The organism is Sphingomonas sp. Leaf30, from assembly GCF_001422525.1.
Taxonomy (GTDB): domain Bacteria; phylum Pseudomonadota; class Alphaproteobacteria; order Sphingomonadales; family Sphingomonadaceae; genus Sphingomonas; species Sphingomonas aerolata.
Genome location: NZ_LMKZ01000002.1, coordinates 379,443 through 395,394 on the forward strand (window position 1 = coordinate 379,443; position 15,952 = coordinate 395,394).

The following is a 15,952-nucleotide window of genomic DNA, read 5'->3' on the forward strand; positions in this document are numbered from 1 at the left end:
AGGCGCTATTGAGGGCGCCGCGGGAGCACGCGGTATCGGCCAACCCTAAGCTCGCCCCTTCGCAGCCACACCCCCACAAAAACCAGCCCCCAAAACAACCCATAGCAACACCGCCACGCTGTCCCCCAGCTGCGCGCCGTGGCATGAGCCCCCCATGCAAGACCGCGCCCTGCTCCGCGTCACCGCGCTCGAAAAGTCGGTCCCAGGCGGCCGCCAACTCTTCGGCGGGCTCGACCTGACCGCGCGTGCCGGCCAGCTGATCGCGATCGTCGGCGAAAGCGGCGTCGGCAAATCGACGCTGCTCAACATCCTGGCCGGTCTCGACACGCCAGACGCGGGGCATGTCGCGATCGAGGACACGATCCTCGACACACTCGACGAGGCCGCGCTGACGCGGCTGCGCGCGACCCGGATCGGGTTCGTGTTCCAGGCCTTTCACGTCCTGCCCTATCTGACCCTTCGCCAGAACGTCGCGCTCCCGCTCGCGCTGGTGTCCACCGACCGTCGCGCGATCGCCGACCAGGCGCAGGAGATGCTCGCACGGGTCGGGCTCGGCACGCGCGGCGACGGCTATGCGCGCGACCTCTCGGGCGGCGAACTGCAGCGCGTCGCGATCGCGCGCGCGCTCGTCCACCGCCCCGCGCTGATCCTCGCCGACGAACCGACGGGCAATCTCGACCCCGACACCGCCGCGAAGATCCTGACGCTGTTTTCCGACGCGGTTCGCGAACAGGGCGTCGCCGCGATCATCGTCACCCATTCGGCGGCGGCCGCCGCGATCGCCGACGATCTTCTGACGCTGACCGCAAGCGGGCTGGAACGCGCGCGATGAGCATCCTGTCGGCGCGGCTCGCGCTGGGCTGGATGATCGGTGGCGAGTGGCGCGCCCATCCCGCGCGGCTCGCCCTCACCGCGATCGCGATCGCCATCGGTGTCGCCCTCGCCTTCGCGGTCCACCTCGTCAACGGATCGGCGCTGTCGTCGTTCGAAGGCGCATTGCGCACCGTCAAGGGTAGCGCGGACGTTCAGGTCAACGCGACCAGCCCGCTCGGCTTCGACGAAGCGCTCTATCCCAGGGTTGCGACCGCAGCCGGCGTCGCGGACGCGAGCCCGGTCGTCATCCTGCGCGCGACGATCGGGAGGCGGCCCGTCACCCTGCTCGGCCTCGACGTGATCCGTGCGGCACAGGTCACGCCGTCGCTGCTCGGCATCGCCCCCGCCGGGATCGACCGGCGGGGCGACGCGGCGTTCGACGACGCCGCGCTCTATCTGTCCGCCGCGGCGATGCGCAACGTGAATGCCCGTCCCGGCGCGATGCTCGTCGTCACCGCCAACGGTCGAACCGCAACGATGCGCGTCGCCGGCCGGTTGCCGGGCGTAGCCGAGGGCGAGGCGATCGGCGTGATCGACATCGCCGCGGCGCAGTGGCGCTTCGACCGGCTCGGCCGCCTCGACCGGATCGACGTGAAACAGCAGGACGGCGCCGCCCCTCCACGCCTCGCTACCATTCTGCCGCGCGATGCGACGATCGGCAGCGACGCAAGTGATGCGACCCGCAGCGACGCGCTGTCACGCGCGTACCGCGTCAATCTCGACATGCTCGCGCTGGTCGCATTGCTGACCGGCGGGTTCCTCGTCTTTTCCGCGCAGTCGCTGTCAGTGGCACGCCGGTTGCGGGCCTTTGCGCTTGTCCGCACGCTCGGCCTGCCGCGCAACGGGATCGTCGCGACCGTCGCGCTGGAGGGGCTGGCGATCGGCGTGATCGGCGCCACGCTCGGTCTGCTGCTCGGCTATGCGCTGGCCTATGCCGCGCTCGCCCGGTTCGGCGCGGACCTTGGCGCAGGCTATTTCGCCGATGGCCGCGTCCGGCTGACCTTCGCGCCCGCCGCCGCGATCGGCTTCTTCGCGCTCGGCCTGCTGGCCGCGGTCGCTGGCAGCGTCCTGCCGGCGCGGATCGCGGCGCGGGCGGCCCCCGCCGCGGCACTGCGCAACGCCGGCGACGTGATCGACCCCCGGACCCCCATGCCCGTCCGCCCCGCCGCCATCCTGATGCTGCTCGGCGGTGGCGCGGCGCTGCTCCCCGCGATCGGCGGCCTGCCCCTGTTCGGGTTTGCGAGCATGGCGCTGATACTCGCAGGCGGCATCGCCGGCATGCCCTGGCTCGCGCGCACGCTGCTCGCGCCGCTCAGCCGCGGTGGCGGGCGGTCCGTCCCCGTAGACCTCGCCATCCGCCACCTCCACGGTGCCCCCGCCCAGGCCGCCACCGCGCTGTGCGGGATCGTCGCGAGCACCGCGCTGATGATCGCGATGGCGGTGATGGTCACCAGCTTTCGCGGCGCGGTCGACGAATGGCTGGGTCAGGTCCTCTCGGACGATCTCTACCTTCGGGTCGAGGGTGGCACCGGGCTCGATCCCGCGGCGCAGGCCCGGTTGCGCGCCGTGCCCGGCATCGCGGCGATCGCGTATAGCCGGCAGATCCCGCTGACGCTCGCGCCGGACCGGCCGCCCGTCTCGTTGATCGCGCGCCCGGTTGTTACCGATGGCCCCGACCCCAGCCTCGTGCTGCTCGAAAGCGGACGCGCCCGCCCCGCCGGCACCGCGCCGATCTGGATTTCGGAGCCCGCCGCGCGGCTCTATGGCTGGTCGGTCGGCGACAGCGTGACGCTGCCGATCGCCGGCCGGTACGTCGTCGCGGGGATCTGGCGCGACTATGCCCGCCAGCAGGGCGCGATCATCGTCCGCGACACCGACTATACGCGCGCCACCGGCGACCGCACGCGGACCGAGGCGGCGATCACGCGTGCCCGCGGCGCGGATCCCCGCACCGTCGAGCGCGCGCTGACCGCGGCGGCGCCCCCGGCGCTGACCGGCCTCGTCTCGATCGCGCGCCCGTCCACGCTGCGCCGCTATGCCCTCGAACTCTTCGATCGCAGTTTCGCCGTCACCTATTTGCTCGAGGGGGTCGCGATCCTTGTCGGGCTGGCCGGCGTCGCCGCGACCATGTCCGCGCAGACGATCGCCCGCACACGCGAATTCGGGATGCTCCGCCATATCGGCGTCGCAAAGCGGCAGATCGTCGCGATGCTGGCGACCGAGGGGGCGTTGCTCGGTCTCGTCGGGGGTATCGCCGGGATCACGCTTGGCGGGGTGATGGCACAGGTGCTCGTCCACGTGATCAATCCGCAGTCGTTCAACTGGACGATGGCGACGCGCATACCCTGGGGTAGCGTCGGCGGAGTAGCACTTGCGCTGATCGTTGCGGCGGCGGGTACCGCGGTGCTTGCCGGCCGGCGCGCGATCGCCGCCGATGCGGTTCGCATGGTCAGGGAGGACTGGTGATGCGCCCAGTGTTTACGTTCGCAGCGCTGGCGCTGACCGCCGCGACGCCGGCCGCCACCGGCTATCCCGTCGTCCGTCCCGGACCCTCTTTCACCTTCCCGCGCGAACACGGTGCGCACCCGGCATTCCGCACCGAATGGTGGTATGTCACCGGTCTGCTGAAGACGCAGGACGGACGCAATCTCGGCTTCCAGATCACCTTCTTCCGGACCACCCCGGGCACCGACGCGGCGAACCCCAGCCGCTTTGCCCCCAAGCAGATCCTGTTCGCGCACGCAGCGCTCTCCGACCCGAAGCTCGGCCATCTGCTGCACGGGGAGCGGGCGGCACGGGCGGGGTTCGGCCTGGCCCAGGCGCGCATCGGCGATACCGACGTCACGCTCAAGGACTGGCATATCCGCAGGCGACCCGACGGCCGGTTCACAACCACCGTCACCACCGGCGATTTCGCGCTGACGCTGACGCTGACACCGCGCCAGCCGCCCCTGCTCCAGGGCAAGGCGGGCTACAGCCAGAAGGGCCCGAAGCCCGAACAGGCGAGCCATTATTACTCGATCCCGCACCTCGCGGTGGCGGGGCAGCTGGTGCGGAACGGCACGCCGCAACGCGTCACCGGACAGGCGTGGCTCGACCGCGAATGGTCGTCCGACTATCTCGGCGGCGGCGCGGTCGGCTGGGACTGGACCGGGCTTAATCTTGACGACGGGGGGGCGCTGATGGCGTTCCGCATTCGAGGCCGCGACGGCAAGCCGCTCTGGGCTGGGGGATCGCTGCGCCGCGCGGATGGCCGCGTCGTCCGGTTCGCACCCGCCGACGTCCGGTTCGATCCGCTCCGCCAGTGGCGCTCGCCGCGCACGGGGGCGCTCTACCCCGTGACGCAACGCCTCACCGTCCGCCTCCCCGAAGGGGTCCGCCGCTTCCGCCTCGATCCGCTGTTCGCCGATCAGGAGCTCGACGCGCGGCGCAGCGGCATGCCGGTCTATTGGGAAGGTGCGGTCCGCACGGCGGGCGGCAGCGGCTATCTCGAGCTCACCGGCTATGCCGATCCGCTGCAGATGTGACGCCTGCCGGATACCCAGGCTTTGGCATGGCCAAGCTTTGCGGCTATTCCCCACCACTACCGACGCGATAGGGATTACGCGAACCGGAGGGACTGGATGAGACTGAACCGCACGCATATCGGCCTGGCGCTTGCTGCGATCGTCGCGGGCTGCTCGTCGCCCTCGAGCACGGGCAAGGACGGATCGGTCGAGTTGCTCAACGTCAGCTACGATCCGACCCGCGAACTCTACAAGGCGGTGAACACCGCGTTCGCGGCCAAGTGGAAGCAGGACACCGGCCAGACGGTGCGGTTCAACATGAGCCATGGCGGATCGGGCAAGCAGTCGCGCGCGGTGATCGACGGCCTGGGCGCCGACGTCGTCACGCTGGCGCTCGCCTATGACGTCGATGCGATTGCCGAGCGTGCGAAGCTGCTGCCCGCCACTTGGGAAACGCGCCTGCCCGACAACAGCGCGCCCTATACGTCGACGATCGTGTTCCTGGTCCGCAAGGGCAATCCCAAGCAGATTCGCGACTGGAGCGATCTCGTCAAACCCGGCGTCCAGGTGATCACGCCCAACCCCAAGACCAGCGGCGGCGCACGCTGGAACTTCCTCGCGGCCTGGGCCTATGGGAAGAAGGCCGGGGGCGGATCCGACGCCGCCGCGCAGGCCTATGTCTCGCAGCTCTACGGCCATGTCCCGGTCCTTGATTCGGGCGCACGCGGCGCCACCACCACCTTCGTCGAGCGCGGGCTCGGCGACGTGCTGATCGCCTGGGAGAACGAAGCGTTCCTGTCCGAAAAGGAACTCGGCACCGGCAAGTTCGACATCGTCGTGCCGTCGATCTCGGTGCTCGCCGAACCGTCGGTCGCGGTCGTCGATGCCAATGCCAAGGCGCACGGTACCGAGAAGGTCGCTGAGGCCTATCTCCGGTTCCTCTACACGCCCGAGGGCCAGGATATCGTCGCCAAGAACTATTATCGCCCCCGCGATCCTGCGGTGCTGGCGCGCTATGTGACGCTGTTCCCGAAGATCGAGATGCGCACCATCCGCGATTTCGGTGGATGGAAGGTCGCGCAGGCCCGCTTCTTTGCAGACGGCGGCGTGTTCGACCGGATCTATTCGGGTCCGAAGCGCTGATCGGGAATGCGATCGTCCGGATCCCCACCAATGGCTGACGTCGCGCGCCTCGGCGCCAGGCCCGGCCGCGCTCGCCGCGCGCGACGGTCGGTCATTCCCGGGTTCGGGCTGACGATGGGGCTGACGATCGTCTGGCTATGCCTGATCGTGCTCATCCCGCTGTCGACGATCTTCCTGCGCGCGGCGGGGCTTGGCTGGGACGGGTTCGTCGCGGTTGGTCTCTCGGCGCGCGCGCTGTCAGCCTACAAGCTCAGCTTCGGTACCGCGCTGCTGGCCGCGTCGGTCAATGCGGTGTTCGGCCTGCTGATCGCCTGGATCCTCGCGCGCTATGAGTTTCCGGGCAAGAAGTTCGTCGACGCCGCGGTCGACCTGCCCTTCGCGCTGCCGACCGCGGTCGCGGGCATTGCGCTGGTGTCGCTCTATGCTGAAAACGGCTGGATCGGGTCGCTGCTGGCACCGCTCGGCATCCGCGTCGCCTACACCCCGCTCGGCGTCGTCGTCGCGCTCATCTTCATCGGCCTGCCGTTCATCGTGCGCTCGGTCCAGCCCGTGCTCGCCGATCTCGGCGCCGATGTCGAGGAGGCCGCCGCGACGCTCGGGGCGACCCGGTGGCAGACGTTCAGCCGGGTCATCCTGCCCGCCATCGCACCCGCGCTGCTGACCGGCTTCGCGCTCGCCTTCGCGCGCGGCGTCGGCGAATATGGTTCGGTCATCTTCATCGCGGGCAACATGCCGTACAAGTCGGAGATCGCGCCGTTGCTGATCGTCACCCAGCTCGAACAGTTCGACTATCCTGGCGCAACCGCGATCGCGTGCGTCATGCTGATTGCCTCCTTCTCGATGCTGCTGCTCGTCAACCTGCTCCAGGCGTGGCGCGCGAAGCGGAGCGCGAAATGACCCGCGCCGCGTCCAGCGAAAGCCCCGTCGCCCGGCGGATCCTGATCGGCGTCGGTCTCCTCTTCCTCGCGCTGTTCCTCGCGCTGCCGCTTGTCGTCGTGTTCGTTCAGGCCTTTGCCAAGGGCTGGCCGATGTTCGTCGACGCGATCGGCCAGCCCGACGCGCGTGCGGCGATCCGGCTGACCCTGCTGGTCGCGGCGATCTCGGTGCCGCTCAATTGCGTGTTCGGCGTCGTCGCGTCCTGGGCGATCACCAAGTTCGACTTCCGCGGCAAGAGCCTGCTTATCTCGCTCATCGACCTGCCATTTTCGGTGTCGCCCGTCGTCGCCGGCCTCATCTTCGTGCTGATGTTCGGCGCACAGGGCTGGTTCGGGCCGTGGCTGATCGCGCACAACTGGAAGGTCATCTTCGCGGTGCCGGGCATCGTCCTTGCCACCGTGTTCGTCACCTTCCCGTTCGTCGCGCGCGAGATCATCCCGCTGATGGCCGAGCAGGGCCGCGACGACGAGGAGGCCGCGGTGTCGCTCGGCGCGTCGGGGTGGCAGACCTTCTGGCACGTCACCCTGCCCAATATCCGCTGGGGCCTGCTCTACGGCGTGCTGCTCTGCAACGCGCGGGCGATGGGGGAATTCGGCGCGGTGTCGGTGGTGTCGGGCCATATCCGCGGCCTGACCAACACCATGCCGCTCCACGTCGAGATCCTGTACAACGAATATGACTTCGTCGGCGCGTTTGCGGTGGCATCGCTGCTCGCGTCGCTCGCGCTCGTCACGCTCGTGCTGAAGAGCCTGCTCGAATGGCGGTTCGGCTATCACCAGGCAAGGAGTGCGCATTGAGTATCGTCATCGACGCCGTATCGAAGCGGTTCGGCCAGTTCGCCGCGCTGAACGACGTCAGCCTCGAAGCACGTCCGGGCGAGTTCCTCGCGCTGCTGGGGCCGTCAGGCTCGGGCAAGACGACGCTGCTCCGCATGATCGCGGGGCTCGATTTCCCCGATAAAGGCCGTGTCCTGTTCGACGGCGCCGACATGACCGGGACGCCTGCGGCCGAACGCCAGATCGGCTTCGTGTTCCAGAACTACGCGCTGTTCCGTCACATGACGGTCGCCGACAACATCGCGTTCGGCCTGACCGTGCGTGCCCGCCGCGATCGTCCGGCCAAGGCAGACATCCGTGCGCGCGTCGCCGAGCTGCTCGACCTGATCCAGCTGCCCGATCTGGGTCATCGCTATCCAGCACAACTTTCCGGGGGACAGCGCCAGCGTGTCGCACTGGCGCGGGCGCTCGCAGTCGAGCCCCGCCTGCTGCTGCTCGACGAACCCTTTGGCGCGCTCGATGCCAAGGTCCGCAAGGACCTGCGACGCTGGCTGCGCGAGCTGCACGACCGGCTCGGCCTGACCTCGGTGTTCGTCACGCATGATCAGGAGGAGGCGCTCGAGCTTGCCGACCGCGTCGTCATCATGAACCGCGGTGTCATCGAACAGATCGGGACCCCGCGCGAGGTCTATGACATGCCCGCTACGCCGTTCGTCTCCGAATTCGTCGGCGAGACCAACCGCATCCCGGTGACGGTAGCCGATGGCCGCGTCCTGCATCACGGAAAGGCGCTCGACGTTTCTCCGAAGGCGCTCGCTAACGGAGCGGCCGAACTGCACTTCCGCCCGCACGAGGCGCTATTGGGGGATGACGCTCCCGGTGCGCTGTCGATCGTCGTCGGCGCCGTGCACAAGCGGGGTGGTACGTGGCGCGTCGAGGCGCGTGTCGACGACATTGCGGTCGAGATCGACACGAGCGGTCCCTTGCCCGAGCGTGGCGCTCGTGCGGGGCTTCGCTTCGAAGATGTTCAGATTTTTTCGGCTTCGTAGCCGTAGAGCCGGGCCGACTGGTTTCGGTCGCCCGGCTTGGTAAGCATTAAAGGTGGTGCGGGTGGCCGGGGTCGAACCGGCACTCCTTTCGGAACAGGATTTTGAGTCCAGCGCGTCTACCAATTCCACCACACCCGCACGGCCGCCCTGCAGGCTTCAAGCCCCGGGCAGCGGCGGTTTCGCTAGACCATGCGATCCACGCCCGCAAGCACGAACCCGCCTCTCCATCGCCGAACGCGCGCATAAAAAAAGGCCCGCCGTTTCCGGCGGGCCCTGAGGTGGGGGTACGGGATCAGAACCGGACGGTAGCACCAACCGCCAGATTGCGACCAAGCGAGTCGTAGCGCTGCGGGATCGTGTTGGTCCGTGCCAGCGCGACATTGTAGGAGTCGGGGACGATCGGCGCGCTCTTGTCGAGCAGGTTGTTCGCGATCAGGCGCAGCGAGAACGCCTTGTCGATCGCAAAGTTGAGCGCGAGATCGAAATAGCTCTTCGGCGAGACGCGGAAATAGCTGGTCCGCTCGCGCTCGGGCGTGCCGCCGATCGCCGGATCACCCGAATTGTCCGCATTCGTCAGCGAACCGACATAGCGCCAGTTGAACGACGCGCTGAACCCCTTGTCGACCGTCGTATAGGTCGCGCGCAGGCCGTGCGACCATTTCGGGATCAGCTGACCGCAGCCATTGCCGTAATAGCCTGCGCAGTTGCGGGTCGGCTGGACCGGCGAGTCCTGACCACCTGCAAAGGTCGTCAGCGAGCCGTTGAAGTTCCAGTCGATCTTGCCGACGCTGGCGAGATCGAGCGTGTACTGCGCCTGGAAGTCATAGCCGCGGGCGATCGACTTGTAGAAGTTGGTCGTACCCTGGCGGATGAAGCCGGTCGTCGGGTTGCTCGCCGCGTTCGAGTAGAGCGTGCCGGTGCCGGGATTGCGGACGATGCCCTGACAGAAGAACGCGTCGCCGTTCGAACGCTGACAGCCATCGGTGTAATAGCTGAAGTCGTTATAGCCGAGCGAGTCGTCGATCTTGATCTTGTAGCGATCGACCGAGAAGACCAGCCCGGGCACGAAGCGCGGCTTCACGATCAGGCCATAGGTCTGGGTATAAGCCGTTTCGGGATCGGCTTCGAAACCGCCCGAGCGAACCGTACACCCGGTCGCCCCCGTCGATGCATCCCCCGGACAGATCAGCGTCGGGCTGCCGTACAGCGCGTCGGACAGGCCGGTCGCGCGGCAGACCTCACGCGAGGCGACAGGCGTGCCATAGGTCACGCCGCCAGCGGCGTTGGTCGTCACGGTCGGTGCGCAGAAATCGTTGAACGTGCCCGATCCGCCACGGGCGAAATCGACATTGGTCGCCTGCCGGATCTCGGTCACGGTCGGCGCGCGCTGCGCCTTGTTGAACGAGGCACGGAACGTCAGGTCGCTGACCGGGGCGTAGATGCCCTCGATCTTCCACGTGTTGAAGCTGCTCGAATTGCTGCTGTACTTCGAAACGCGATAGCCACCATTGGCCTGCAGCAGTTCCGCGAACGGCTTGTGCTCGATCAGCGGCGCCTGGACCTCGATATTGGCCTCCCAGACATCCTGCTTGAGATAGGTGTCATTGCCACCAAGCCCGGCGCGGTAGACGCTGTCGGCGGTCGATTTCAGCGTATCCTTGCGATATTCCGTGCCGAGCGCGATTGCGACGCCCTGCTCGGCGAACGGCGAGGTGACACCATACTTGCCGAGATCGCCGGTGATGTTCGCCTGCACGTCATACAGCGTGCCGATCGTGGTCGACGTGCCGCGGTCGTAGAGATAGTCGATCAGCGCCGGATTGGTGTTGCCCGCGCTGAACGCGTCGAACGGCACGCAGGCGGCGTCCGTGGTCCCTGCGCAGGTCGGTGCCGCGAGCGTCCCGCCCACGTTCAGCGAATTCCGCAGATTGGCCGCGTTGACGAAGCTCGGCGTGTAGTCCTGCTTGTTGCGCGCATAGACGCCGCCGATGTCATAGGTCCATGCATCGCCGGCCTTGCCGCGCAGACCGCCGGTCAGGCGCAGACCGGTGTTCAGATAGCTGTCCGGCTGGTCATTGCCCTCGCCGAGGCGATAGCGGATGTCGATCGGCGCAAACGCCGCGGTACCCGCTGCCGCACCGCAGATCGTGCTGGCCTGCGAAGCCGACAGGAACGGATTGTTGCAGTTCACCTGGACGTTGCCGCCCGCGATCGCCGGGTAGTTGTTGTACGACTTGTCGCGGAACCAGATGCCCGATGCATAGACTTCTGCGTCCGGCGCGACGTCGAGGCTGACGAAGCCACCCGCATTCACGCGCTCGGACGGGCGCTGATAGGCATAGTTGCTGAAATAGTTCGACGCATTGCCCGCGCCGGTGCCGAACGGCACGAAGGTGCGCGTGCCATTGGGGTTGTTGACATACTGCCCCGTCGCGACGCCCTTGCTGTCCAGCGGCGAAATCAGGCCGCTGGTCGAGCTGCTCGGCGTCAGGCCGCACGAGATCGGCGCGTTGAGACTCGTCTGCGTGAGGTAGCAGCCCGAGTTAGACCGCTCGGACAGCAGGACCTCGTCGGTATGCTTGTAGTTGACGAAGCCGTTGATCCGCAGCGCCCCGTCGAAGAACTTCTTGCCCGCGGTCAGCGTGACGTCGGCGCGGCCGCCATCGTTGGTCAGGCCGCGCGGGCTGTTGAAGCCGGCTGCGCGCGCCAGCGACGAGACGACCGTGTCCTTGTTGTTGTGGTTGTAGAAATTATAGTTGCCGTCGAGCTGGATGCCTTCGAAATCCTTTTTCAGGACGAAGTTGACGACGCCGGCGACGGCATCGGACCCGTAGACCGACGACGCACCACCGGTCAGGACGTCGACCCGCTCGAGCAGCGACGGCGGGATGATGCCAACGTCCTGCCCGTTCTGCGTGCCGAGGCGCTTGCCGTCGATGAGGACGAGCGTCCGCTCGAACCCGAGGCTGCGCAGCTTGATCCGCTGCCGGCCGTCCGAATCATTATAGGTCTGCTGGCTGTCGGGCGCGACCTGCGGGAGGCGGTTAAGGACGTCCTCGACATTGACCGCAGCCTGGGCGCGGATGTCCTGCGAGGTGACCGAGGTGATCGGTGCGGCGGAGGTCATGTTCGGACGCTGGATGCGCGATCCGGTCACGACGATGTCGCCCCCGCCAGCGCGGTCTTCGGCGGGCGGCGCGTCGACGGCGCTGGTCGCGGTCGCCGCATCCGCCTCGACCTTGGCCTCCGCGGGCGTGGTAGCCTCGGCCTGTGCCGGCGTGACCTGTCCAATCGCCGGGGTCGCGGACACCATCAGTGCCCCCGCAAGCGCCATATAAGACGCCGAATTACGCACGTTCATACTAAAAACCCTTGTTTGGGCCAGCGTTGTCGCCTGCCCCCGTCTCCTTCGTAAGGTTTTGGTCATAATCGGGTCTCAGTCAATACCTTAGTAAGACCACTGTGTAACGTTTCGGACCGGATGTTGTAAAATGGCCATACGACTGGTCGACCGCCGTGACTTGCGATACGACTGGGCGCCAGGGTGACAACAGGGGGCTGCTGATGAAGACGAGACGATCGTTGCTGACCGCGTTTGGTGGTATTGGAGCGGCCCTGCCCTTTGTTGCGCCGATCGCCCGCGCGCGCGCCGCAACCGGCGGCCCTGCGCCCGCACTGATCGTGTCGACCTGGGATTTCGGTGCTGCAGCCAACGCCGCAGCCTTTGCCCGCAGACGCGCCGGCGGATCGCTGATCGATTCGGTCGAGGCCGGCGCGATGGTCCCCGAAGCCGATCCGGACAATCACAGCGTCGGCTATTCGGGCTATCCCGACCGCGACGGCCATGTCACGCTCGATGCGGTCATCATGGATGATGCGGGCGGCGTCGGCGCAGTCGCAGCGCTCGAGAACACGATGCACGCGATCTCCGTCGCGCGGCGGGTGATGGAGCGGACGCCGCACACCATGCTCGTCGGCGAAGGCGCGACGCGGTTCGCGCGTGACCAGGGCTTTAAGCAACAGTCGTTGCTGACGCCCGAGGCGGAAAAGGCGTGGCGCGACTGGCTGAAGACCGCGGATTATCGCCCCGAAGCCAATAGCGAGAACCGCATAACGCGGACGCCCGGTGGCGCGCTCGACCATGACACGATCGGCCTGCTGATGCGCGATCCGACGGGGCGGATGGCCGGCGCCTGCACCACATCGGGCATGGCGTTCAAGATGCGCGGCCGGGTCGGCGATTCGCCGCAGGTCGGATCGGGACTCTATGTCGAGGCCGGCGTCGGCGGCGCGACCTCGACCGGGCTGGGCGAGGAGGTTACGCGTGTCGCAGGGTCGGCGCGCGTCGTCGCATCGATGCGCGCGGGCGCGTCGCCGCAACAGGCCTGCGAAGAGGTGGTCCGCCATATCGCGCGACTGCGCGGCGACGCGATACGCGGGGTGCAGGTCGGTTTCCTCGCGCTCGATACAAAAGGCGCGGTCGGGGCCTTCTGCCTGTTGCCGGGCTTTACCTACGCCGTCACCGACGCGCGCGGCAGCACCACGGTGCTGAAAGCGCGCGCCTTGTTCGCGAGCTGACCGCATGATGCGCGACGCCATGACGCTCGAAGTCTGTGTCGAGGATCTCGACGGCATCGATGCCGCGGTGGAGGGCGGCGCCGACCGGATCGAGCTGTGCGCCGCACTCGCGGTCGGTGGCTTGACGCCGCCTGCGTCGCTGATCCGCGCGGCGGCGCAGGCGCCCCTCCCCGCGCACCTGCTCGTACGCCCGCGCGAGGGCGGTTTCGCCTACACCCCGCGCGAAATCGCGTTGATCGCCGACGATATCGTCACCGCTGCGCACGCCGGGCTCGCGGGCGTCGTGATCGGCGCAACCCTGGCCGACCACCGCCTCGACGCGACAACCTTGGCCATGCTGATCGCGCACGCACGGACGCTCGGCAGCGAACGCGGCAGGCCGCTTTCGCTGACGCTGCACCGCGCCTTCGACGTGTGTTCCGATCTTGGCGCCGCCCTCGACACCGCAATCGAACTCGGCTTCGACCGGGTCCTCACCTCGGGCGGGACGCCCAAAGCGATCGACGGGGTCGAGACAGTTGCCGACCTGCATCGCCGAGCCGCCGGACGCACCATCATCCTCGCGGGCAGCGGCGTGTCCCCGCAATCACTGCCCGCGCTGCTGCGCACCGGCATCACCGAAGTCCACGCCTCGTGCCGTCAGCCGATCGCCGGCGGTGCCGATCCGGTGGACGTGCGATTCGGTTTCGCCGCGCCGAACCGCACCGCGACCAGTACGGACCGCATCCGCCAGCTGTCACATATGCTTACGCAGAAACACACGCTTGAATAAGACCAATCTATAACTTACGCTTGGCGTAATCCAACGACGAAGGCCGCCATACGGTCACCGTGCAAGATCCTGAGAGCGAGCTGTCATGACCAACGCCCCCCCCGCCCCCTTGGCGGCACGCGACCCGGAAGCCACGCTGATGTTCAGCGAAGCGGCGGAATCGGGCGCCGCGGTTGCCCGGCTGCTCGCGGCCAATGCCGACGCCTTCGCGACGCTCGGCGCAAAGCTGCGGGCCGCACCGCCCGCGGTGGTCGTGACCTGCGCGCGCGGATCGTCCGATCACGCTGCGGTTTACGGCAAATACCTGATCTGGACGAAGACCGGCATCCCGGTCGCGGCCGCCGCCCCCTCGGTCGTGTCGCTGTACGACGCAGAGCTTTCCGCGCAGACGACGCTGTGCATCGCCATCTCGCAAAGCGGCCGCAGCCCTGATCTGCTCGCGACGGTCGCCTCGATGAAGGCAGGCGGCGCGCATGTCGTCGCGCTGGTCAATGACGAGACGTCGCCGCTCGCCGCTGCCGCCGACACGCTGATCGCGCTCAAGGCTGGCCCCGAGCGCTCCGTCGCTGCGACCAAATCCTATATCTGCGCGCTCGCAGCACTGGCGGCACTCACCGCGGAATGGGCCGACGACGATGCGTTGCGCGACGCGGTGGCGGCACTTCCCGCCGACCTAGAGCGCGCCTGGGCGCTCGACTGGTCCAGCGCGATCGCGCCGTTGCGCACTGCTACCAACCTCTTTGTCATCGCGCGCGGACCGGGCTTCGGCATCGCCAATGAGGCGGCGCTGAAGATGAAGGAAACCTGCGCGCTTCACGCCGAAAGCTTCAGCTCGGCCGAGGTGCGCCACGGCCCGATGCAGCTCGTCGAGGACGGTTTTCCCCTGCTCGCGCTGGCGACGTCCGACGCGGCCGGCGACGGCGTGCGCGATGCCGCGGCCGAATTTGCGGGGCGCGGCGCCTGCGTCCTGCTGGCCGATGCCGCACGCAACGCGCAGGCCGGCGACGCGACGCTGCCCGCGCTCGCCGCGCATCCGGCGATCGAGCCGGTCCTGATGATCCAGAGCTTCTACAAGCTCGTCAACGCCCTTTCCGTGGCGCGCGGGTTCGATCCCGACGCGCCCTCGCATCTTGCCAAGGTCACGCGCACGCTATGACGACTTTCCGGTTTTCCAACGGCCATATCGTCACGCCGGCCGCTGTCCTCACCGACGCGACGATGGTCGTCGAAGACGGCCGGATCGTCAGCCTCGACGCGGCGCCCGTCGCGGACACCGTGGCGGAGACGATCGACCTCGACGGGGGCTGGATCATGCCCGGCTTCGTCGACACGCAGGTCAATGGCGGCGGCGGCGTGCTGTTCAACGATGCCACCACGGTCGAGGGAATCGCCGCCATCGGTGCGGCGCATGCCCGTTACGGCACGACGGCGTTCATGGTTACGCTGATCAGCGACACGCCCGACGTGATCGCGCGCGCGCTCGATGCGGTCGACGCCGCGATCGACGCCGACGTGCCGGGCGTGGTCGGCATTCATGTCGAGGGTCCGGTCATCAGTGCGGCCCGCAAGGGCATCCATGATGCGTCGCGCTTCCAGGATCTCGACGACGATCTGATGGAATTGATGACGCGTCCCCGCCGCGGCCGCGTCATGCTGACGCTCGCGCCCGAACGCGTCACCGCCGATCAGGTCGCCGCGCTCACCGCCGCCGGAGTGCTGGTCAGCATCGGTCACAGCGATGCGAGCTATGCAACCGCCGCCGCGGGCATCGCTGCGGGCATCACCGGCGTGACCCATCTGTTCAACGCGATGTCGCCGCTGATCCACCGCGCGCCCGGCGTGGTCGGCGCAGCGCTCGACGATCAGTCGGTCTATTGCGGGATCATCGTCGACGGCTTTCACGTCGATGATGCCGCGTTGCGGATCGCATTGCGAAGCCGCCCGCATGACCGGTTCATGCTCGTCTCGGACGCGATGCCCTGTGTCGGCGCGGCGGATAAGTCCTTCACGATCCAGGGGCGGCCGATCCATGTCGAGGATGGCCGCTGCGTCGGCGCGGACGGCACACTGGCGGGGTCGGATCTCGACATGACCGGTGCGGTCCGCAATGCGGTCGCACGGCTCGACCTCGCACCCGAGGTTGCCGCAGCGATGGCTTCGACCTATCCGGCCGCGTTCCTCGGCCTGTCGGACACGCGCGGGGCGCTTGCCCCTGGGCAGCGCGCCGACTGGGTGCGGCTGACGCATGATCTCCACCCCCTGGGCACCTGGTTCGGCGGCGTTCCGTCCGCCTGACCACGCCCCGCTTTACCCCCCTTA

General features: G+C 68.0%; 12 protein-coding genes and 1 tRNA gene. 11 read left to right on the forward strand and 2 right to left on the reverse strand.

The window, feature by feature from the left end; all coding sequences use genetic code 11:
• Nucleotides 1–154: 154 nt before the first annotated feature.
• The 7 genes from ASE89_RS08440 (at nucleotide 155) to ASE89_RS08470 (ending at nucleotide 8,283) form a co-directional block, all read left to right on the forward strand.
• Nucleotides 155–832, forward strand: a complete 678-nt coding sequence (locus ASE89_RS08440; protein ID WP_056676027.1) for an ABC transporter ATP-binding protein — start codon at nucleotides 155–157, stop codon at nucleotides 830–832.
• Nucleotides 829–3,339, forward strand: coding sequence for an FtsX-like permease family protein (locus ASE89_RS08445; protein WP_056676030.1), 2,511 nt, complete (start codon nucleotides 829–831; stop codon nucleotides 3,337–3,339). The genes ASE89_RS08440 and ASE89_RS08445 overlap by 4 nt, the downstream gene beginning before the upstream one ends.
• Nucleotides 3,339–4,400 (forward strand): lipocalin-like domain-containing protein, encoded by a 1,062-nt coding sequence (locus ASE89_RS08450; protein ID WP_056676032.1) that lies wholly within the window; start codon nucleotides 3,339–3,341, stop codon nucleotides 4,398–4,400. The genes ASE89_RS08445 and ASE89_RS08450 overlap by 1 nt, the downstream gene beginning before the upstream one ends.
• Nucleotides 4,401–4,496: 96 nt before the next feature.
• On the forward strand, nucleotides 4,497–5,522 hold the full coding sequence (locus ASE89_RS08455) for a sulfate ABC transporter substrate-binding protein (RefSeq protein ID WP_056676035.1): 1,026 nt from the start codon (nucleotides 4,497–4,499) through the stop codon (nucleotides 5,520–5,522).
• A gap of 30 nt (nucleotides 5,523–5,552) precedes the next feature.
• Entirely contained in the window at nucleotides 5,553–6,419 is an 867-nt protein-coding gene (cysT, locus tag ASE89_RS08460) for a sulfate ABC transporter permease subunit CysT (RefSeq protein ID WP_056676038.1), read from the forward strand.
• Complete coding sequence (gene cysW / locus ASE89_RS08465; protein WP_031395573.1) at nucleotides 6,416–7,255, forward strand: sulfate ABC transporter permease subunit CysW; 840 nt, start codon at nucleotides 6,416–6,418, stop codon at nucleotides 7,253–7,255. Before cysT ends, cysW begins: the two co-directional genes overlap by 4 nt.
• On the forward strand, nucleotides 7,252–8,283 hold the full coding sequence (locus ASE89_RS08470) for a sulfate/molybdate ABC transporter ATP-binding protein (protein ID WP_056676041.1): 1,032 nt from the start codon (nucleotides 7,252–7,254) through the stop codon (nucleotides 8,281–8,283). Before cysW ends, ASE89_RS08470 begins: the two co-directional genes overlap by 4 nt.
• Nucleotides 8,284–8,336: 53 nt before the next feature.
• Here the strand turns inward: ASE89_RS08470 and ASE89_RS08475 are convergent.
• Together ASE89_RS08475 and ASE89_RS08480 are read right to left on the reverse strand one after the other, a co-directional pair.
• Nucleotides 8,337–8,421 (reverse strand) — tRNA-Leu (locus ASE89_RS08475).
• Between the two features lie 154 nt (nucleotides 8,422–8,575).
• Nucleotides 8,576–11,644, reverse strand: coding sequence for a TonB-dependent receptor domain-containing protein (locus tag ASE89_RS08480; RefSeq protein ID WP_031439245.1), 3,069 nt, complete (start codon nucleotides 11,642–11,644; stop codon nucleotides 8,576–8,578).
• A gap of 203 nt (nucleotides 11,645–11,847) precedes the next feature.
• Between ASE89_RS08480 and ASE89_RS08485 the strand changes: the two genes are divergently transcribed.
• The 4 genes from ASE89_RS08485 to nagA all read left to right on the forward strand — a co-directional run bounded on the left by ASE89_RS08485 (nucleotide 11,848) and on the right by nagA (nucleotide 15,928).
• Nucleotides 11,848–12,861 carry a N(4)-(beta-N-acetylglucosaminyl)-L-asparaginase gene (locus ASE89_RS08485; protein ID WP_056676043.1) on the forward strand — a complete coding sequence of 338 codons (1,014 nt, stop codon included), beginning with the start codon at nucleotides 11,848–11,850 and terminating at the stop codon, nucleotides 12,859–12,861.
• Between the two features lie 4 nt (nucleotides 12,862–12,865).
• Nucleotides 12,866–13,633 (forward strand): copper homeostasis protein CutC, encoded by a 768-nt coding sequence (locus ASE89_RS08490; protein ID WP_156363366.1) that lies wholly within the window; start codon nucleotides 12,866–12,868, stop codon nucleotides 13,631–13,633.
• An 85-nt stretch (nucleotides 13,634–13,718) separates the two neighbouring features.
• A complete protein-coding gene (locus tag ASE89_RS08495) occupies nucleotides 13,719–14,789 on the forward strand; it encodes an SIS domain-containing protein (RefSeq protein ID WP_056676046.1) in 1,071 nt (356 codons plus the stop codon).
• Nucleotides 14,786–15,928: an N-acetylglucosamine-6-phosphate deacetylase gene (gene nagA, locus ASE89_RS08500; RefSeq protein WP_056676048.1), complete on the forward strand. Its 1,143-nt coding sequence runs from the start codon at nucleotides 14,786–14,788 to the stop codon at nucleotides 15,926–15,928. The genes ASE89_RS08495 and nagA overlap by 4 nt, the downstream gene beginning before the upstream one ends.
• The last annotated feature ends 24 nt before the right edge of the window (nucleotides 15,929–15,952 follow it).

Coding starts and splice junctions, on each gene's coding strand:
- ASE89_RS08485 (WP_056676043.1), top strand. CDS start 11,848: ATGAAGACGAGACGATCGTTGCTGACCGCGTTTGGTGGTATTGGAGCG.
- cysW (WP_031395573.1), top strand. CDS start 6,416: ATGACCCGCGCCGCGTCCAGCGAAAGCCCCGTCGCCCGGCGGATCCTG.
- nagA (WP_056676048.1), top strand. CDS start 14,786: ATGACGACTTTCCGGTTTTCCAACGGCCATATCGTCACGCCGGCCGCT.
- ASE89_RS08490 (WP_156363366.1), top strand. CDS start 12,866: ATGATGCGCGACGCCATGACGCTCGAAGTCTGTGTCGAGGATCTCGAC.
- ASE89_RS08445 (WP_056676030.1), top strand. CDS start 829: ATGAGCATCCTGTCGGCGCGGCTCGCGCTGGGCTGGATGATCGGTGGC.
- ASE89_RS08450 (WP_056676032.1), top strand. CDS start 3,339: ATGCGCCCAGTGTTTACGTTCGCAGCGCTGGCGCTGACCGCCGCGACG.
- ASE89_RS08480 (WP_031439245.1), bottom strand. CDS start 11,644: ATGAACGTGCGTAATTCGGCGTCTTATATGGCGCTTGCGGGGGCACTG.
- ASE89_RS08440 (WP_056676027.1), top strand. CDS start 155: ATGCAAGACCGCGCCCTGCTCCGCGTCACCGCGCTCGAAAAGTCGGTC.
- ASE89_RS08455 (WP_056676035.1), top strand. CDS start 4,497: ATGAGACTGAACCGCACGCATATCGGCCTGGCGCTTGCTGCGATCGTC.
- cysT (WP_056676038.1), top strand. CDS start 5,553: ATGGCTGACGTCGCGCGCCTCGGCGCCAGGCCCGGCCGCGCTCGCCGC.
- ASE89_RS08495 (WP_056676046.1), top strand. CDS start 13,719: ATGACCAACGCCCCCCCCGCCCCCTTGGCGGCACGCGACCCGGAAGCC.